This is a genomic window from Flavobacterium panacagri, from assembly GCF_030378165.1.
GTDB lineage: Bacteria > Bacteroidota > Bacteroidia > Flavobacteriales > Flavobacteriaceae > Flavobacterium > Flavobacterium panacagri.
In genome coordinates, this window is the sequence record NZ_CP119766.1 from 3,951,328 (window position 1) to 3,969,931 (window position 18,604).

The window sequence follows — 18,604 nt, forward strand, 5'->3', positions numbered from 1 at the left end:
AAAAAGCCTCTTATTTAAGAGGCTCATTTTTTAATAGTATATCATCCATATTATGTATTTGCTGATTTGAGATACTTTCAACTATCTTCACATAAACCATGGTATCTGTAATTTTACTGTGGCCTAATAATTTTTGAAGAATTTCAACTCTTCCTCCACATATCAGAAAATTTGTTGCAAAAGTATGTCTTGCGACATGAAATGATATTTTCTTAGTTATACCGCAGATCTTGGCAATAAATTTTAATTCTCGATTGATATACTCTGGAGTAAAATTACCTGGAAAAACTTGTTGGCTTTCTGGTTCAATAAATATTTTTGCTGTTTTGTTTAATTGTATTCGTTGTAGTTTAGATGTCTTAACTGCTGAAAAAACTAAGATGTCCCCAATAATATTTTCAGGTGTTATCATTAGAATGTCTGAAATTCTAAGTCCAGTAAAACATGAAAACAGAAATCGCGCTAAAATAGCCTTGTGAGTAGCATTAATGTAACCTGCATTAAAGTAATCGTGCATTTTTTTTAGCTCTGATGCATCTAAAAAAGATCGGTCACCTACGAATGATCTGTTCTTTATATCTTGATAATCTAATGGAGTTGTTATTCCTTTTTTGTTTGCAATATGAAGGTACTTTTTAAATGATTTGATTAGAGAACCAATTGTAGAGTCGGTATTTTTTTTCTTTTTAAAATGAGCTTTCATCAATTCAAAAAACTCCTCGGTTATTTCGTAGAAGTAAATTGTAGCTTGGTAGCCTCTTACTTTATTTAAAATAGACATTTGCTGTCTGTATGTGCTGGGATTTAGTATTTCTTTCTGTGTAATCATTTCCTGTTCCCAGAATTTTAAAAAGTCAATTCTAGATGATGGATTTTCAAACTCATTCAAAAGTGCCGTCAGATTTAAAGGAACTTGTGCGAGTCTATAATTAACTTCGATCTTATTTAAATCACCAAGTATTTTTTCTATAATCAGATTATAATCTTTATGATAAATACACTTTGATTTTATTCGTTGTTTTTTTTCGTCAAAATCTTCCGGTCGTACCGAAATATTAGTTGCAATTTTTTTCGTCTCCTTATTTAGAAATATTCGCACATAAAGTGCGCATGTACCATCTGTGCGAACGTAATCTTTTTTCATTACAATTTTCGCGTTTATTTTCCCACTAAAATTCATTGGGAAGTTTATTGGGAAGTTTTGGAAGTTTTTTTGAATTCTTAGCATACGTAGGAAAGGTTTGTAAAGTCCGTAAAATGCAAAAGACGAGATACTTAGCTTTTTTTACTAAAGTATCTCGCCTATGCGATATTATATTTTGTGACCTCGACTGGATTCAAACCAGTAACCTTCTGAGCCGTAATCAGATGCGCTATTCAGTTGCGCCACGAGGCCTTTTTTTGCTATCTTAAAGCTATTTTTTTGTAGCTTTGTTGATTGCTTATTGCGGGTGCAAAGATAGACATAAATGTGAGATAAACAAGGAAAAAATAACAGAAAATTAAAAAAAAATGAAGATTGAAAAGTATATACGTGATATTCAGGGTTTTCCTAAAAAAGAATTTTTATTTAAAGATATCACTCCGTTGCTAATTAACCCTGAAGCGCGAACAAATTGCCTTAAAATTTTGATCGATTCTTTAGAAGGAAAAAAAATTGATAAAGTTGTAGGGGCTGAATCTCGTGGTTTTTTCTTCGGTATGTTATTGGCTCAGGAGTTAAATGCGGGATTTGTTCCTGTTAGAAAGCCTAAAAAGCTTCCGTATGAGACGATTTCTGCTTCTTATGAATTAGAATATGGTTCTGATAGTTTAGAAATGCATATAGACGCTATAAAAAAAGGAGACCGTGTATTAATTCATGATGATGTCTTAGCAACTGGCGGAACAGCAAAAGCAGTCTGCGAATTGGTAGAGAAATTAGGAGGCGAAATTGTACAATGCAATTTTTTAATGGAGCTGACTTTTCTTAACGGAAGAGAAAAAATAAAAGATTATCCTGTTTTTGCAGCGTTGACTTATTAGCTCAAACCAAAACAATTTTATGCTTAATGGCATAAAGTACCAATCCGATTCGGGTTTTTATTTCCAGTTTGTCAAAAAGTATTTCGCGATAACCGTCAATAGTTTTAGGACTTAAACACATTTCTGATGCAATTTCTTTATAAGTCATTTCAGTGCAGGCATGTTTGATAAAGACTATTTCTTTTTCCTTCAAACTGATTTTTTTATTGTCACTATTGACTTTATTAATTAGCATTCCAGAAACTAATTCTGTGAAATAAAAGCCCTTTTCCATTACACATTCTATAGCTTCTCTAAAAATTTCGGGAGAAGTGTCTTTCAATAAATAACCTTTGGCACCGTTGGTGATCATTTTTATAATAATTTCATCATCATCGTTAACGGACAATGCAATTACCTTTAGATCTGGTCGATTTTCTTTGAGCCATTTCATAGTGCTTAATCCATCTAGAACAGGCATGTTGACATCAAGAAGAATAAGATCAATTTCTGTGGAGTTATTTTCTTCCAGATAATCGATAAACACTTTTCCGTTTTCAAAACGTTTTATTACTTCATAATCGCCAAAACTTTTAATCAGAAGTTCAAGAGATTGGGAAAATAACAAATGATCATCGACAATTATTATTTTATTTTTTGGATTAGTTTTCATGGCCTTGAGTTAAAGGATATTCGATAGTTACACTTGTTCCGGTTTTATCAGAATTGAGAATTAGTTTAGCGCCAATTAATTTTGCTCTCAGTTTCATATTATTTAAACCTATTCCTGAATTCGATTTTTTAAGATCATACCCAATTCCAAAGTCTTTTAATTTTAATCTAAAAACGGAATTGGTGGTTTCTATAAATACATCAAATAAATCACTTCTAGAATGTTTTAAGCTATTATGAAGTGCTTCCTGAAAAATTCGGTAAATAATTAATTCATGTTCTTCGTTTATCGTCGGTACTGTTCCAATTTGATTTAAACTGTATTTGATTTTTTTGAGTTTCTTAATTCTTTCCAAATCCTGCTGAATGGCTTCGAGAAAATTGTTTTGCAGTAAATTGTCTTTATTGATAATTCGGGAAAGAATTCTTAACTCGTCAAGTGATTTGGCTAAAACGGCTTTTAAATCTTTAAGTTCTTCAATATTTACATTTTTATTGCTGATTGAAATATTAAGTTGCATAATGGCGACCGAAATAATCTGACCGATATTATCATGCAGTTCTTTGCTGATTTCAGATAAGGTCTGATCCTTTATCTCGATTCTGGTTTTGACTAATTCGGACTGGAAATACAAATCGGCTTCCATTTTCTCTACCACAAAATTGTTTTTCTTCTTTAAAAAATAAAAGAAAATGATAACGATAACGATAATAAGGGTAAAGAAAACAATACCCAGAGAAATGACTAATAGTTGTATTTCTTTTCGCTCCATATAAATCCGATTATAAAACAGCTGTGCGCCAGAAAATTTAAAATAAACAGCACCAAGCTAAAAATAGATTCATCCTGTTTGATTAAAAACCAATTGATTGCCAGCATAAAAGGTGTGAATGGGACATGAAAAACCAAAATTCCTAAAACATACCAGAAAAAAACTGACTTTTTAAAATTTAATATTTTTTCAGAATTGAAAATCTCAATCAGATATAAACAGGATAAAATCAATACTAATAATGCGCCAATTGCAAAGCTGTAAGTAAAAGAACGGTTCATATCTTCTTTAAAATATAAGCTGTTCAAGAAATAAGAAACGATAAATAAGATTAGAAATAGTACAGCTGCAATTCGGTCTTTAAATTTGGTTAATAAGGCTCTTAAAAGTAATAGATAGGCAGAAAAACTGGCAAACATGTAGAAATTGTAAACGTGAAAGTTTAGTAAACCTGTCCATTGGGTAAAATAGTAGCCTACAATTTCGGTTATGATTGAAAACCAGATTAAAAGTACTAAAAATTTAGCTTTATTGCCAGGAAGTTTTGGCAGTGAAAACAAACCAACGATTCCTGATAATAAAGCTAGATAAATGATATAAGATCTTAAAAATTCGAACATAAATATATTAATATAATAAGCTTGGCGGTCTTCCGATGTTTCCGTAGTTCATTGGTTCAAGGCTTTGTATGTCATCTGATGAAGCTTGTTGGACTAAAGCAAAACTTTGAATCTTGGCTGTACTTTTTTCTATCTTTTTTCCAGTCGGAACTAAGAATAAAGTTGTTAGTCCTGCTTTTTCACCATGTTTCTCATCTTCAGGATAGACTCCAAAATAAAAACGGATACCATCTACATTATAGCCGTCTTTTGCCCCGTTAGTTTTGATATAATGAATATAATTTTCTAATTCTTCTAAAGAATACCAGATCGCATTTGCGTCTTCTTTCTCTGCTTTTTTGGCTGTAAGCGAAGCTTTTTTGTTGTTATAGTTTACATTTAATTGTCGAGCAAATTCTTTTGTAATTAACTGACTCGGTTTTGCGGGAGGATTTTTCATGATTTAATTATTATTTATTGGTTAAGGATTTAGTTAGTAGTATTTTGACTACTGATGAGAACAAAATTATCGGAATGCTAGACTTTGGACAAGGGGAAAAATACCCTTTTTTTGTTGGGTAAATTTATTTAAAAAAATGGGTTAAAGTGCTGTTACATAATATTTTGTGAAATGGGAATTTTACATCGTCAGTTTTTAGCTAAAAACAGACAGTAAAAATTGTAAAACATTATTAAGTAATTAACTAAAAGATTAAAATTATGTCACAACCAACACCCCTAGGTTATCCTCATGCAGGAGCCGGAACAGTAGAAATTCTATTAGAGAAAGAAGATGGAGCAGATTATGCAGTGCTTTTTTCGCCAGATCCTAACAATATATTATTGAGAGATGCCGGTCTGCCAATGCAGTTTTATTATTATCCAAAAGCGCCACGTTTAGCGAAACATCCTGACGGAAGGTTTAAATTTTCAATGCAACTTTTCAAAGGATCTAATGATTCTGGAGTTATACTTGGAGCAGAGGGAATTGAAGAAGAAGCTGGAGCTTATACTAGTTTAACAAGTACAATTGATTTGCCAGAAGCTTTACTGAAAAAAGCTATTGATAAATTAAAAGCAAGATTAAACTCTGATTATAAGAATCATAGAAAGTCAACACTTTTTGGATTGTTCTCTTTTATAATTGGAGTAGATAAAGATTTTAATTCGACCAATGTTCGACCAATTCAGTTGACAGAAAACAATATTGCCATGCATATTGTGGGAGAAAAATCACCAAATAACCCATTTGGAGGAGCAAATCCTTGGACGTTTAACATTCAGGGAGAAGGAGCAGGAACTACTTTTGGATTAGGAGATAATGCACTTTCTATATTGATGGGAAGAAATAGTGCTAAATTGGTAAAAGACTCACTGGTCGATGGAGGAAATAATCTTGTGGTAGAAAATAACATCAAGTACAAAGCTTACATGCCGACGACTGTAATAAAAACGACAATCGATGTTAAAAAAGTACACACTTATTTTTCTTCTAAAACAAATGTCAGCTGGTCTTTTGTGGATTTAAATTGGGAAAATGAGTATGAAAAAATCTTAACCGAAGGAGGCATTAATAGTGAAGTGATTACTGATGAACAATTTTCTAGCGATGAAAGAAAAAAGTTTGAAGAAACACTTTTGCAGAAACAAAGAGAGTTTGCTTTTGAAATGGTAAAGAAGGAAATATTTGATGTGCCTGAAAAAGAATTTACTCCTGTCGAAACACCTCAAAAACCAAATAATTTCTTCCGCTTGTTTATGGGATTGGGAAGTGTTGGAATGAACTTGAAATCAGGGACTCAGATACGTGCTGTTAAATTTACAGACGAAGTTAAATATTCTGCTATACAGGTTTTAGATTCAAAAATTAGCGGGAATCTTACTCCTTTAACTTCTAAATCTGGTGCAGAAGCTGAAGCTGAACTTAAAAAATACATTGTAGAAAGCCGACTTGATGAAGATTTTACTAAAGTTCAAGTTGTAGCTTCGTTAAATGGAGGATTGATTAAGCTGGATAAAGAAAATGAAATTTTAAATGACAGTCCAGTAAGTCAGGTTTCTTTAGAAGTTGGTTATCCAGATTCTAAAGGAAGAATGGTTTGGAAAGGACAAGGAAGAATGATTGCTCCTGAGGGGACTCCTTATGTGAAAAATACAAGTAAATCTGGAAAAGAAGTTGATGCTATTTTTCCAGCTGTTTGGAATGATAAGTCAAAAGAAAAAAATGCTTTTGTTTTTGATTTTGTAAAAAATTCTACTCCTTCTAAAATTAAAGTGAGACAAGAGGTAATGTATGAAAAGGACAAGAGAATCAAGCTAAAAGATACTGTTAGGGAATTTGATTTCGAAGCAACTAAACTGTTTATACCACTTCCTGTTGTAAACATGATTAATTACACCTTATCAACAGAAGAATTGTTTGAGTGTGATACTTTGGAAGTAACACTTAAAGTAGATAAAATGTCTGCTAAAAAGTTCAAATTTACATCGGATAATTTTGAAGACGCTATTCCGTACAGAGCTTGGTATGAGTTGGATTATACAATTAAACCAACAGAGTACAAAGTAAAATATACTTGCAGTGGTAAAATCGGCAAGAAATCTAAAAAGGTTTCTATTTCTACAGATTACATCAAAATCGATTATCAGGAAGGTGATGTGTTGTTTGAAATTCCAACAGGAACCAGCGCTCAAAACGCTGATATCGAGAAAATCAGAGCTCCTTTTATGGAATAATTTTTTTGAGACAATTTGCAAAAGGGACATTATGTCCCTTTTGTTTCATAAGTCACTAATTATTAAACCTAAACGTTATGCCAGATTTAAATACATTTAAGCTCGACGGAACTAAATTGGTTCCCATAAACCGATTTAATCTTGAGCCCGCCAAACCAAGCACCGCTTTTACAGCGGTTAATTTGAAAAAAGAAACGGAGTTTAAGGTGATAGAACATCCTATAATTCATTCTATTGATATTAAACCTATCATTGTGACGCTTCCTTTTATTGAGAATTATTTTCCGCTTATAGAAGGTGATAAAGCAATTACAGAAGATGATTCCTTTAAAGATTATTTTAAAAATGATATTACACTATTCTTTCCGCATGTTGAAATTGAACCTAATAACGGAACCGTTTTTTACTATGAAAATGTACCAGACAAGTCGGGAAATAAAGGAGGACTTTTAGGTAAAGTTACTATAAGGTATTTATTGAAAGACAAATCATTACAAGTTAATCAAAAAAGTATTGCTTTAAGTCTAAAAGAAGCGGTTTTAAACCTAAAAGTAAATCGTGATTTTGTAAAGGTAAACGGAATCGTCAATACAGCGACGCAGGAAATTCAGTTTGATTTGATTGATGAAGCTGTAAAAATTGCGTTCCTAAATTTAGTTTCAAATCTAAATGATTTAAAATGCAATATTGATCTTTTTTTTGATTTTAAAGGATATTCTAAAATCAAAAGAAATTTTCTGTTTGCTAGGGATATTTCAATTTTAAAAAGCGGAACCATTCTCAAAAAAGATTCAGCTTCTCCTAAAACAACAATACAGTCTAAAACAACGATTATTAGTAGTCCGTTAATGGTGAAGGCTAATTTAGCAACAACGTTAGCTCCAAAGACGGCTATTTCAGAAATACAGCGTGAAAATAGTATTAAAGCAGATGTTCAGGAAGAATATGTTAAAAGTACTTTTCTGCTTAAAATCAATAAAACTTTAAATTATCCGATTGGAACAAATCCAACAACGAGTTTGTATAAAACTATTGGAGGCGGATTTGTCAATATTCCTTTTAATCTAAATGAAGACTTTTCGCAATTCAAACAGATTTTTGTTCCTGGATTTAATTTTAGTAAACTTTCTATTTATAAATCGATGGTGCAGCCGAATACCTTTTTACTGATTTCAAAAGTCTATAGTTTATCTAAAGATTTAAATACCATGAAACCTTGTATTTCGACTATTTTTCATGCTTATGAAGAAGGAACAGCAATGTCGGAAGAAATTTCAAAAATCAGTTTTCAATTTGCTATTGGCCCGAATCTTTCTGATTTTGATTTAGCAAAATTGAAAATTGCTTTGCTTCAGAACAATTTTATTGACGGAGATTCAGCAGATTATTTTGATAAAGTGCAGTTCTTGTTTCCTAATGATATTTCGGCTGAATACGAAGTAAGTGGAAATTACTTTTTACAGCAATCTGATATTTCGACTGATGGAAAACACTTTCTATTTAATCTTTCGACCGAAAATTTATCGGAAGCAAGTATTATGATTAATGCTTTAAACAATACCATTACGCAGTATGCTAATATCAACTTTAAACACAAGGAAATAAAAGATTCCAGCATCATCGAATTAAATATAGAACAGACTATTGGCGAAATTCTGGAAGTCTTGATTGATAATGCCGAAAAGAAAATCCAGATTAACAACCAGTCTATTTCAAACTGTAAACTTAATTCAATATTGTTGGTTTATAATCAGAATGCAACATATTTAAACAGCATCTTTTTTAAAAATTATCCGCAACTTATAAGCAACGATACTAAGCTTCTCGATTTTTCAGCAATCAATCCAACTGCTTTTGGCGAACTTAAAAATGTTTTTTTTGATTTTGAAAATATAGAAAATATCAGCTCAGAGTTTAGTCAGGTAGTTTCACAGTCAACTGCATACAACAGATATATTCAGGTTCAGATTAAAAGCCAGACTGCAACAACAAACAGGATCACAGTTGAATTAACAGTTCAGGAAACAGGAAGTAAATTTGCAGTAGAACGACTAAAATCTGAATTTTCGACCCCTATATTGTTCAATTTTATTGTTAAGAATACAGCAAGCAATACTACTTTGATTTCATACAAAGTCAATTATTTTGACAAAAACGACAATCTAATCGCAGCAAAAAATGATGTTTTCGATTTCTCAAAAACATCAATCATAACCATAAATAAAAAATAATGAGAACAGTAAAAGTAGGAGCAAAGTCTCCGGAAGTTTATTATTTAAATGAACTTTTAGCTAAATTAAAATACAATGTTATCGTTTCTGATTATTTCGGAACAGCGACAGATAAAGCAATCAGGGATTTCCAGTTTAAAAATAATCTGGTTGTAGATGGTGTAGTCGGACTAAAAACATGGTCGTCACTTTTAGAGAAAAGCAAAAACGGTTTTTCTTCTAATTCTAAATTGCTTTCTGAACAGGATTTAATCAATTTCTCTAATCAATTTAATTTGGAGCTTGCAGTGGTAAAAGCGGTAAACGAAGTAGAAAGCAATGGAAAAAGCTTTTTGATTGACGGTCGACCAAAGATTTTGTTTGAAGGTCATATTTTCTGGAGAGAACTCGAAAAAAGAGGAATAAACCCAAGATCCTATATGAACTCAAGTAATCAGGATATTTTATTTGAAAATTATACAAAGAAGTATTATGTAGGAGGAACGGCTGAATATGCTCGTCTTGAAAAAGCAAGAAATCTTGCGCAAGACAAAAAAATCATTGATTCAGCAAATAGTTCTGCTTCTTGGGGATTGTTTCAAATTATGGGATTTAATGCAGTTGCTATTGGTTATAATAGCATAGATGAATTTGTAGAAAAAATGAATCAAAACGAAGGAGAACATTTAAAAGCTTTTGGATTATTCTTAGAGAAAAACAATTTAATCACACTTCTAAGAAACAAAAACTGGGCATCATTTGCTTTAAAATACAATGGCCCAGCCTATAAAACCAATAAATATGACGAGAAGCTGATGAAAGCCTATCATAAATATTCAAGATAAATAAAAGTGTTTCAGGTTTGAAGTTTCATGTTTTACTATGAACATAATTTTTTTTTACCGCAAAGAGCGCAAGGTTTTTTTCTATGTAAATGTTAAGAGAGCGTAGAAAAAGTTCGCAAAGCTTTGTGAATAAAAACTTTGCGAACCTTTGCGAAAATTCTTTGCGCTCTTTGCGGTAAAACTATACTCAAAGTACAGCAACCTAAAACTTGAAACCTGAAAGAAAGAAAAAAAAACAAAAACCTATGAGTTATTTAGTGAATCAAATGATCAATTCTTTATCCAATAAAGTTTTGAAATTAGAGAAAGCAAAAAGCGACCGCGATTACTCTGGCGGTGGCTGGTACGAAGAAGAAAAATACCAAATTTATCTGTATTCAGATTTTAGTGCAATCTACATCCGGGAATCTTTCAGAAGTGTTTCAGGAGGCGGACTTTATCTGCCAAATCAATCTTCTACAAAAGAATATGGAAAATGGAATATCTGTGAAGAGAACGGTAAACTATTTCTGGAAATGATTTTTGACGATAATTCCAGTGCCAAATTAGAAACCGAAAATCTAGGAACCGGAATTCAAAAACTAGGCGATCATATCTGGAATTGTTATTTGATTAGTTGAAATGTTTTGTTTCAAGTTTTGCTAAGCGTGTATTTTTTACCGCAAAGAACGCAAGTTTTTTTTCTATGTAAAGGTTAACAGAACGAAGAAAAAGTTCGCAAAGCTTATTGAATAAAAAAACTTTGCGTCTTAGCGACTTTGCGAGCTAAATTTTTAAGCTTAAACTTTGCGAACCTTTGCGAAAAATCTTTGCGCTCTTTGCGGTAAAACTACACTAAAAGTATAGCAATAAGAATGTTTTTATGTAAACTTTTAATGAAAACATAAAAAAAGGTTCGCAAAGCTTTATAAATAAAAACTTTGCGAACCTTTGCGTAAATCTTAGCGTTCTTTGCGGTAAAACTATGTTCAAAGAATAGTAAACCTGAAACTTTAAACCTGAAACAAAAAACTACTATCTCAAACTAGCACCAAGCTCAGTTTCGAATGTCTGCTGTAATTTAGACATGATTTTATCGATTTGAGAATCCGTTAACGTTTTGCTGTTGTCCTGAATTGTAAAACTTAAAGCATAAGATTTCTTTCCTTCTGGTAATTTATTGCCTTGATAAACATCGAACAGATTAACATCTTTTAAAAGTGTTTTTTCTGTTTGTTTTGCCAGGTTGAAAATGCTTTCGTAAGTCGTGCTTTCATCAATTAACAAAGCTAAATCTCTACGAACTTCAGGATACTTTGGAATTTCAGTGTACTTAATTTTTCCTGTAATGATTTTTAAAACCAAATCCCAGTTAAAATCTGCATAATAAACATCTTGTTTGATACCGAAATGTTTTAAAATAGGCTTTTTAACAACTCCCATTTCAACTAAAATATCATTATTATATGTAATCGCAGTTCCTTCAGAAAAAATATCAGACTGAACTGGAGCATTTGAAATCTTCTCAATTCCTAAACGAGATAAAATCGCTTTGACAAATCCTTTCAATAAGAAGAAATCAGTTGTTTTCTGTGGACTTGTCCAGGTCTCTTTATTTCTGTTTCCGGAAATTAATAAAGAAAGATGTTTGTGTTCTTCAAATCCGTTTAAGTATTTATGATACGTTTTTCCGAATTCAAATAACTTTAAATCCGAGTTTTTTCTATTAATGTTATAAGAAACCGCTTCTAGTCCAGAAAACAATAATGACTGGCGTAAAGTTGCCAAATCACTGCTTAATGGATTCAACATAGAAACATTATGTTCTTCTTTTAATGAAGTCGATAATTTTGCATAAGCCGCCGTTGTCAATGAATTGGCCATCATTTCGTGAAATCCTTGAGAATTCAACTGAGAAGCAATAGTATTTTGAACTTTATAGTCTTCTGTTCTTGGTGAATTTGCTACAGTCGCATTGAATTTCTTAGAGAAATTAATATTGTTATAACCGTAAACTCTAAGAATTTCTTCAATTACGTCAATTTCACGCTGTACATCTACACGATAAGCAGGAATAGTTAAGCCTAAACCAGAATCAGATACACTATTTACTTTAATATCTAAAGAAACTAAAATCTTTTTGATGGTATCTTTTGAAATTTCTTGACCAATAATTTTAGATACATGGCTGAAATTCAATAAAACAGAAAAATCTTCTACTTTTTTAGGATAAACCTCTACAACATCAGAAGTGATTTTTCCACCCGCGACTTCTTGAATTAAAAGCGCGGCACGTTTCAAAGCATATTCTGTAATAGTTGGATCAATTCCTCTTTCAAATCTAAAAGAAGCATCTGTGCTTAATTGGTGTCTTTTTGCAGTTTTACGAATGCTTACTGGATCGAAATAAGCACTTTCTAAGAAAATAGTTGTTGTTCCTTCTGAAACACCAGATTTTTTACCTCCAAAAACTCCGGCAATACAAAGTGGGCCTTTTTCGTCGCAGATCATTAAATCTTCTTTATGAAGTGTTCTTTCTACATCGTCAAGGGTAACAAATTTAGTCCCTTCTTCAACTGTTTTTACAATAATTTTTCCGTTGATTTTTGCAGCATCAAAAGCATGTAAAGGTTGTCCTAATTCATGTAATACATAATTAGTAACGTCAACGATATTATTTTTTGGAGTTAAACCAATAGCTTTTAAACGATCTTGTAACCAGCTTGGAGATTCATGAACAGAGATGCCAGAAATCGTTACACCACAATATCTTGGCGCTAAATGATTGTCTTCAACATTCACATCAATTTTAAGTGTACGCATGTCTACTCTAAAATTGCTTACAGAAGGTGTAATCAATTCGATATTTACACCACGTTGTAACATTCCAGCTCTTAAATCACGCGCAGTTCCATAATGACTCATCGCATCGGCGCGGTTAGGTGTCAATCCGATTTCGAATACTTCGTCATTGGCAATTTTAAATACTTCAGAAGCAGGAGTTCCAGGAACTAAATCCTCAGCCAAAACCATGATTCCGTCATGGCTTGAACCTAATCCTAATTCATCTTCCGCACAGATCATTCCGTGGCTTTCTTGTCCGCGGATTTTACCTTTTTTAATGGTAAATTCCACACCGTCTTTATCGTATAATATTGTTCCGATTGTGGCAACTGGTACTTTTTGTCCCGCAGCAACGTTAGCAGCACCGCAAACAATTTGTATAGGGGCTTCTAAACCAACATTTACTGTAGTAACTTTCAATCTATCGGCATCAGGATGTTTTTCGCAAGTCAGAACATGTCCAACCACAACTCCTTCTAATCCTCCTTTTATCGATTGGTATTTTTCGACAACTTCAACTTCCAAACCAAGATCTGTAAGTAATTCTGAAGTCTGTTCAGATGTCCAATCTGTTTTAATAAATTGTTTTAACCAGTTGTAAGATATTTTCATTGTAACTTTTTTATTCTTAAATCAAGGTTACAAATATAAGGATTGCGTCGTGGAGTAAGAAAAAAATATTTGGTTTTTTCTTGTTGATTTTTATCTGTAAAAAAATACCTAATACTGAGTTTTTGATAATTTGACTGCTAAAATTTTATTAATTAAATATTATAAAAGCTTTAAAAAATCGAATGTGTAATTTTTGTGCTATAAGATGAATGATTAGTGCTATTCTGTTTCTTTTTATGAGACTAAATTTGGATTAAATCAAAAAAGAATATCTTATGAGTACCACAGCAAAAAGACCTGAATTTAAGGCAAAATACGATAATTATATTGGTGGAAAATTTGTCGCACCAATCAAAGGAGAATATTTTGATGTACTTTCTCCAATTGATGGAAAAGTATTTACAAAAGCGGCACATTCCGGTAAAGAAGATTTAGAACTGGCTGTTGATACAGCTTATGAAGCATTTAAAACCTGGGGAAAAACTTCTGTAACCGAAAGAAGCATTTTATTAAATAAGATTGCTCAAAAAATTGAAGACAATTTAGAGTACATAGCAACGGTTGAAACTATTGATAACGGAAAACCTATTCGTGAAACTTTAGCTGCAGATATTCCATTGGCAATTGATCACTTTAGATATTTTGCAGGCGTAATTCGTGCTGAAGAAAGCTCAATTGCAGAATTGGATTCGCAGACAGTTTCCATCGCATTAAGTGAACCGTTAGGTGTTGTAGCGCAGATTATTCCGTGGAATTTTCCAATCTTAATGGCAGTTTGGAAAATTGCTCCAGCACTTGCTGCAGGAAACACAATTGTTTTAAAACCAGCAGAAAGCACACCAATTTCGATTATGGTTTTAATGGAATTAATTGGAGATATTCTTCCTTCGGGAGTTCTAAACATTGTAAATGGTTTTGGTGCCGAATTAGGGCGTCCGTTAGTAACCAATAAAAAAGTATCTAAAGCAGCATTTACAGGTTCAACTACTACAGGACGTTTGGTAATGCAGTATGCGACTGAAAACATTATTCCTGTGACTTTAGAATTAGGCGGAAAATCTCCAAATATTTTCTTCCCTTCTGTTGCAGATCACGATGATGATTTCTTTGATAAAGCAGTTGAAGGAGCGGTTTTATTTGCACTTAATCAAGGAGAAATCTGTACTTGTCCTTCCAGATTATTGATTCATGAAGATATTTACGACAAGTTTATTGCAAAAGTAATAGAAAGAACAGAAGCAATTGTAGCTGGAAATCCGTTGGATAAATCGACTATGATTGGTGCTCAAACTTCGATTGTTCAGAAAGAAAAAATCATGTCTTATATCAAATTAGGAAAAGAAGAAGGCGCTGAATTACTGACTGGAGGAGATGAAAATAAACTAGGAGGAGAATTAGAAGGCGGTTACTACATTAAGCCAACTTTATTTAAAGGGCACAACAAAATGCGAATTTTTCAGGAAGAGATTTTCGGGCCTGTTTTGGCGGTTACGACTTTTAAAACTACAGAAGAAGCCATAGAAATTGCAAACGATACCATGTATGGTTTAGGAGCTGGAGTTTGGACGCGTGATGCACATGAAATTTATCAGGTGCCAAGAGCAATTCAGTCTGGTCGTGTCTGGATTAATCAATATCATTCTTATCCTGCAGGAGCGCCTTTTGGTGGCTACAAACAATCTGGAATTGGTCGTGAAAACCATAAAATGATGTTGAATCAATACCGTCAAACTAAAAACATGCTGATTTCTTATGATAAAAAGAAATTAGGTTTCTTCTAAAGAATATAAACCAGAGAATAGAATTTCGATAGATTTTCTATTCTCGTAAAACCATAGAATTATGCTTCCAAAAACAATGAAAGCCGCGGTCGTCAGAGAATTTGGATCTCTTTTAAAAATCGAAGAGGTCGAAGTAAAACGCCCAGGCAGAAATGAAATTCTTGTAAAAGTAATTGCAAGCGGTGTTTGCCATACCGATTTACATGCCGTTGAAGGAGACTGGCCGGTTAAACCTAAAATGCCATTAATTCCGGGACACGAAGCTGTTGGTTATGTTGCCGCAGTGGGACAGGATGTTAAAAACGTAAAAGAAGGTGATGCCGTTGGCGTGCCTTGGCTTTACAGCGCGTGCGGTGGCTGTGATCATTGCATTACAGGCTGGGAAACCTTATGTGAAAGTCAGCAAAATGGAGGTTACAGCGTAGATGGGGGATTTGCAGAATTTGTTATTGCAGATGCCAGATATGTTGGGATTTTACCTTCGAATGTAAACTTTATCGAAATGGCTCCGATTTTATGTGCTGGTGTTACTGTTTACAAAGGATTAAAAGAAACTGAGGTTAAACCTGGCGAATGGGTGGCGATTTCTGGGATTGGAGGTTTAGGTCACGTTGCAGTACAATACGCGAAAGCGATGGGAATGAACGTGGCTGCAATTGATATTGGAGACGATAAATTGGAACTGGCAAAAAAACTAGGTGCCGATTTGGTTGTGAATGCGAAAAATCAAAATCCTGGAGAATTCTTAAAGAAAGAAGTTGGTGGAATGCATGGGGCGTTGATTACCGCAGTTTCTCCAATTGCTTTCAAACAAGGGCTTGAAACATTGAGAAGAAAAGGTACAATGGCATTAAACGGACTTCCTCCAGGGAATTTTGATTTGTCTATTTTTGATACGGTTTTGAATAGAATTACGATTAGGGGTTCAATTGTTGGAACTCGTAAAGACATGAAAGAAGCCATCGAATTTGCTGCTGACGGAAAGGTTAAAGCAACCGTAACAACTTCTAAATTGGAAGAGGTAAATACCGTTTTTGATAAAATGAAAAAAGGACAGATTGAAGGAAGAATTGTTCTGGATATCGCAAGTTCTTAAATAGTTGGTTATGTTAAAGCAGTAAACCTTAAAAAAGTTTGCTGCTTTTTTTAAATTTAGAAAGTTATGATTAAACGTATTGATGCCACAGAAAAAGCAGTTGAGTTAATCAATATCCTTAAGGAAAAACACGGAGATTTGATGTTTTATCAAGCAGGAGGATGTTGTGAAGGCACGCAGCCACAATGTTTTGAAAAAGGAGGTTATTATCAGCGTACCGGAGACGTTTGTATTGGTACAGTTGAAGACGTCGAATTTTGGGTAGACAAGGATTTATTCGAATACTGGAAACATGCTCATTTTACTTTAACAGTAATTGATGCTTTTGGTGTAGGCGGTTTTTCTTTAGAAACACCATTAAAGAAAACATTTCAAATAGAGTATAGAATTTTTACATCAGAAGAAGAAAAGGATTTAGAACCAGTTTTTAGGATTGAGTAGTATTTTTTTGTTTCAAGTTTCAAGTTTGAAAAACTTAGAATCTTAGCTTCTAAAAAAAACTTAGCATCTTAGTATCTCAGAACCTTAGCATCTTCAATTAATATAAAGTAACTGATACTGTTTCGGTGTAATTCCTTCGTGTTTTTTGAATAATCTAATGAAGTAATTTGCATCTTCAAATCCTGCTAAATAACAGACTTCGTTGATTTGCAATGTTGGATTTTTTAAAAGATTTTTAGCGCATTTTATTTTTTCACTCAAAATATATTCAATAGGACTCATTCCGAGTTCGCGTTTGAAAAAGCGATAGAAAGAAGTAGTGCTCATGCAGGCTTTCTCGCTTAAAGTTTTCAAATTCATGTTTTCCTTCAAGTTCTGCTTGATGTATTCTGTGACTTCTGTGATTGGATTATTAGTTTCATGAAATTTTCCTTCGTCCAAAGATTTTACAGTTTGGGTCTGAATAATTCGGATCAATAATTCTTTTAAAGTCAAATCAGCTAGAATGTCTTTTGTAATCGAAGTGCTCATGCATTCTTTGATTAATTTATTGATTGTAGCTGCCATTTCGACGTTATTGTAAAAGAAATAATTCTGATAATTTAACTGCCAGAACATATTGTTTCCTTCTTTTGGATATTGTTCGTTTAAGAAGTTTAATATTTCAGCGATTTTTGCTTGATCAATAGCTAAAGCCAGACATTGTGTCGGATTGTTTTTAGAAGCTTCAGGAAAATCAATTTTCATTTCTACATTCGATGGGACAATTACCGTTTCGCCCGGCAGATATTCAAATTCAGGATCGTCAAAAAGATGCATAACTTTCTTTCCGCGAAGCATGCTGGTCACAACCAAATCATTAAATTTTAACGGAACCATTTTAGTCGATTCGTAGGTTTCAAACAAATTCAATTCACAATGACTAAGATTGTAAATAGTTCTATTTTCAACAAGAGTCTTTAACGATTTTTCTTGTGATAATTGAAGAGGATTGACTAAAAATCGTTGGTTGTTCATTGAAATTTAATTTTTGGTGAAGACTCTAAATTTAATGAAAATAAGTAAATAAACAGGTAGATTTAACGTTTTATTAAATCAATTCTTCTACATGTTTTTTGATGTTTTCTGAGATTTTTTTAGTTGGTAAATCATTTTCATCGTCACCAAAAGGATCTTCAATTTCTTCAGCAATCAACTCTAAACTCGCCAATACATAAAATATAAAAACAACAACTGGAGCAACTAGATAACCTAAGCTAACAGAGTAACCAAACGGCAGTGTCATGGTATAAAAGAAAATGAATTTTTTTATAAAGGCACTGTAAGAGTAGGGAATAGGTGTGTTTTTGATACGTTCACAAGCGCCACAGATATCGGTAAAAGCAACCAATTCATCATTCAAGGTAATTAGTTGATCGCCAGAAATTTTCCCTGCATCGTACAAATCATTAATTTTATGATACATGATTCTTTTTAACTGATTTGGCTTGTGTTTGTGCTGGTCGATTTCTAACTCTACATCTTCAAAGAGTTGTTTACTGGTATCTTCATCTTTTAAATGTTTGTGTAAAATATCAGCATACATCGGAATGTATTTTTTAAAAAACTTTCTGTCATTTTCATCTTTTAAAATTGCAGAAAGTTTGATCGCAAAATTACGGCTGTTGTTTACTAATCCGCCCCAAAGTTTACGGCCTTCCCACCAGCGGTCATAAGCGGTATTGGTTCTAAAAACAAGCAAAAGAGAAATTACAAAACCAAGCATTCCGTGCATAATTGGAATATTGTGGATATAATCGTTTTTAGTTACTTTAAAATATTCGACTTCGAGATAACCAACAATAGCGGCGTAAATTCCAATAGCAATCATAATCGGAAACAGTTTTCTAACTGTATCAGATTTATGAAAATGAAAAATAAAAGTAAACCAGTCTTTGGTATTGTATGTTATCATTTAAGTTTGTTTTGAAACAAATTTAGCTTAAAAAATATCTCATTTTTATAAAAAGGAA

General features: G+C 32.8%; 16 protein-coding genes and 1 tRNA gene. 8 read left to right on the forward strand and 9 right to left on the reverse strand.

The features are described 5' to 3' along the window. Nucleotides 1-10 precede the first annotated feature (10 nt). Nucleotides 11-1,144, reverse strand: a complete 1,134-nt coding sequence (locus tag P2W65_RS17365) for a site-specific integrase (protein ID WP_289659544.1) — start codon at nucleotides 1,142-1,144, stop codon at nucleotides 11-13. Nucleotides 1,145-1,322: 178 nt separating this feature from the next. Beyond that, nucleotides 1,323-1,396 (reverse strand) — tRNA-Arg (locus tag P2W65_RS17370). Nucleotides 1,397-1,512: 116 nt separating this feature from the next. Here P2W65_RS17370 and P2W65_RS17375 point away from each other — a divergent pair. Next, nucleotides 1,513-2,025, forward strand: a complete 513-nt coding sequence (locus tag P2W65_RS17375; RefSeq protein ID WP_289659545.1) for an adenine phosphoribosyltransferase — start codon at nucleotides 1,513-1,515, stop codon at nucleotides 2,023-2,025. A gap of 1 nt (nucleotide 2,026) precedes the next feature. Here P2W65_RS17375 and P2W65_RS17380 read toward each other — a convergent pair whose 3' ends face one another. The 4 genes from P2W65_RS17380 to P2W65_RS17395 are packed head-to-tail and all read right to left on the reverse strand — an operon-like array spanning nucleotide 2,027 to nucleotide 4,508. Continuing rightward, entirely contained in the window at nucleotides 2,027-2,677 is a 651-nt protein-coding gene (locus tag P2W65_RS17380; RefSeq protein ID WP_289659547.1) for a response regulator transcription factor, read from the reverse strand. Further along, complete coding sequence (locus P2W65_RS17385; protein WP_289659549.1) at nucleotides 2,667-3,449, reverse strand: sensor histidine kinase; 783 nt, start codon at nucleotides 3,447-3,449, stop codon at nucleotides 2,667-2,669. Before P2W65_RS17385 ends, P2W65_RS17380 begins: the two co-directional genes overlap by 11 nt. Further along, nucleotides 3,422-4,069: a hypothetical protein gene (locus tag P2W65_RS17390; protein WP_289659551.1), complete on the reverse strand. Its 648-nt coding sequence runs from the start codon at nucleotides 4,067-4,069 to the stop codon at nucleotides 3,422-3,424. The genes P2W65_RS17385 and P2W65_RS17390 overlap by 28 nt, the downstream gene beginning before the upstream one ends. A gap of 7 nt (nucleotides 4,070-4,076) precedes the next feature. Next, the gene (locus P2W65_RS17395) at nucleotides 4,077-4,508 is read right to left on the reverse strand and encodes a hypothetical protein (RefSeq protein ID WP_289659553.1); all 432 of its coding nucleotides are present in this window, start codon (nucleotides 4,506-4,508) and stop codon (nucleotides 4,077-4,079) included. Between the two features lie 260 nt (nucleotides 4,509-4,768). On the opposite strand from P2W65_RS17395, the gene P2W65_RS17400 reads away from it, so the two are divergent. From P2W65_RS17400 to P2W65_RS17415, 4 genes are all read left to right on the forward strand, one after another. After that, the gene (locus P2W65_RS17400; protein ID WP_289659555.1) at nucleotides 4,769-6,784 is read left to right on the forward strand and encodes a hypothetical protein; all 2,016 of its coding nucleotides are present in this window, start codon (nucleotides 4,769-4,771) and stop codon (nucleotides 6,782-6,784) included. A 77-nt stretch (nucleotides 6,785-6,861) separates the two neighbouring features. Then, nucleotides 6,862-9,015: a hypothetical protein gene (locus P2W65_RS17405; RefSeq protein ID WP_289659557.1), complete on the forward strand. Its 2,154-nt coding sequence runs from the start codon at nucleotides 6,862-6,864 to the stop codon at nucleotides 9,013-9,015. Then, nucleotides 9,015-9,839: an N-acetylmuramidase domain-containing protein gene (locus P2W65_RS17410; RefSeq protein WP_289659559.1), complete on the forward strand. Its 825-nt coding sequence runs from the start codon at nucleotides 9,015-9,017 to the stop codon at nucleotides 9,837-9,839. Before P2W65_RS17405 ends, P2W65_RS17410 begins: the two co-directional genes overlap by 1 nt. A 245-nt stretch (nucleotides 9,840-10,084) precedes the next feature. Beyond that, entirely contained in the window at nucleotides 10,085-10,459 is a 375-nt protein-coding gene (locus P2W65_RS17415) for a hypothetical protein (RefSeq protein WP_289659561.1), read from the forward strand. 394 nt (nucleotides 10,460-10,853) lie between these two features. Here the strand turns inward: P2W65_RS17415 and pheT are convergent, their stop codons facing one another. Then, entirely contained in the window at nucleotides 10,854-13,274 is a 2,421-nt protein-coding gene (pheT, locus tag P2W65_RS17420) for a phenylalanine--tRNA ligase subunit beta (protein WP_289659563.1), read from the reverse strand. A 275-nt stretch (nucleotides 13,275-13,549) separates the two neighbouring features. On the opposite strand from pheT, the gene P2W65_RS17425 reads away from it, so the two are divergent. The 3 genes from P2W65_RS17425 to P2W65_RS17435 all read left to right on the forward strand — a co-directional run bounded on the left by P2W65_RS17425 (nucleotide 13,550) and on the right by P2W65_RS17435 (nucleotide 16,592). Beyond that, entirely contained in the window at nucleotides 13,550-15,055 is a 1,506-nt protein-coding gene (locus P2W65_RS17425) for an aldehyde dehydrogenase family protein (RefSeq protein ID WP_289659565.1), read from the forward strand. A 61-nt stretch (nucleotides 15,056-15,116) separates the two neighbouring features. Next, a complete protein-coding gene (gene adhP, locus P2W65_RS17430; RefSeq protein ID WP_289659567.1) occupies nucleotides 15,117-16,151 on the forward strand; it encodes an alcohol dehydrogenase AdhP in 1,035 nt (344 codons plus the stop codon). Between the two features lie 66 nt (nucleotides 16,152-16,217). Beyond that, the gene (locus P2W65_RS17435) at nucleotides 16,218-16,592 is read left to right on the forward strand and encodes a DUF779 domain-containing protein (protein ID WP_289659569.1); all 375 of its coding nucleotides are present in this window, start codon (nucleotides 16,218-16,220) and stop codon (nucleotides 16,590-16,592) included. 93 nt (nucleotides 16,593-16,685) lie between these two features. Here P2W65_RS17435 and P2W65_RS17440 read toward each other — a convergent pair whose 3' ends face one another. Then, complete coding sequence (locus P2W65_RS17440; protein WP_179004662.1) at nucleotides 16,686-17,609, reverse strand: AraC family transcriptional regulator; 924 nt, start codon at nucleotides 17,607-17,609, stop codon at nucleotides 16,686-16,688. Between the two features lie 73 nt (nucleotides 17,610-17,682). Next, nucleotides 17,683-18,546 (reverse strand): bestrophin family protein, encoded by an 864-nt coding sequence (locus P2W65_RS17445; RefSeq protein ID WP_179004660.1) that lies wholly within the window; start codon nucleotides 18,544-18,546, stop codon nucleotides 17,683-17,685. Nucleotides 18,547-18,604 lie beyond the last annotated feature (58 nt).

Excerpts from the sequence above, each read along its gene's own strand:
- P2W65_RS17365 (WP_289659544.1), bottom strand. The coding sequence starts at position 1,144 with ATGAAAAAAGATTACGTTCGCACAGATGGTACATGCGCACTTTATGTG.
- P2W65_RS17375 (WP_289659545.1), top strand. The coding sequence starts at position 1,513 with ATGAAGATTGAAAAGTATATACGTGATATTCAGGGTTTTCCTAAAAAA.
- P2W65_RS17380 (WP_289659547.1), bottom strand. The coding sequence starts at position 2,677 with ATGAAAACTAATCCAAAAAATAAAATAATAATTGTCGATGATCATTTG.
- P2W65_RS17385 (WP_289659549.1), bottom strand. The coding sequence starts at position 3,449 with ATGGAGCGAAAAGAAATACAACTATTAGTCATTTCTCTGGGTATTGTT.
- P2W65_RS17390 (WP_289659551.1), bottom strand. The coding sequence starts at position 4,069 with ATGTTCGAATTTTTAAGATCTTATATCATTTATCTAGCTTTATTATCA.
- P2W65_RS17395 (WP_289659553.1), bottom strand. The coding sequence starts at position 4,508 with ATGAAAAATCCTCCCGCAAAACCGAGTCAGTTAATTACAAAAGAATTT.
- P2W65_RS17400 (WP_289659555.1), top strand. The coding sequence starts at position 4,769 with ATGTCACAACCAACACCCCTAGGTTATCCTCATGCAGGAGCCGGAACA.
- P2W65_RS17405 (WP_289659557.1), top strand. The coding sequence starts at position 6,862 with ATGCCAGATTTAAATACATTTAAGCTCGACGGAACTAAATTGGTTCCC.
- P2W65_RS17410 (WP_289659559.1), top strand. The coding sequence starts at position 9,015 with ATGAGAACAGTAAAAGTAGGAGCAAAGTCTCCGGAAGTTTATTATTTA.
- P2W65_RS17415 (WP_289659561.1), top strand. The coding sequence starts at position 10,085 with ATGAGTTATTTAGTGAATCAAATGATCAATTCTTTATCCAATAAAGTT.
- pheT (WP_289659563.1), bottom strand. The coding sequence starts at position 13,274 with ATGAAAATATCTTACAACTGGTTAAAACAATTTATTAAAACAGATTGG.
- P2W65_RS17425 (WP_289659565.1), top strand. The coding sequence starts at position 13,550 with ATGAGTACCACAGCAAAAAGACCTGAATTTAAGGCAAAATACGATAAT.
- adhP (WP_289659567.1), top strand. The coding sequence starts at position 15,117 with ATGCTTCCAAAAACAATGAAAGCCGCGGTCGTCAGAGAATTTGGATCT.
- P2W65_RS17435 (WP_289659569.1), top strand. The coding sequence starts at position 16,218 with ATGATTAAACGTATTGATGCCACAGAAAAAGCAGTTGAGTTAATCAAT.
- P2W65_RS17440 (WP_179004662.1), bottom strand. The coding sequence starts at position 17,609 with ATGAACAACCAACGATTTTTAGTCAATCCTCTTCAATTATCACAAGAA.
- P2W65_RS17445 (WP_179004660.1), bottom strand. The coding sequence starts at position 18,546 with ATGATAACATACAATACCAAAGACTGGTTTACTTTTATTTTTCATTTT.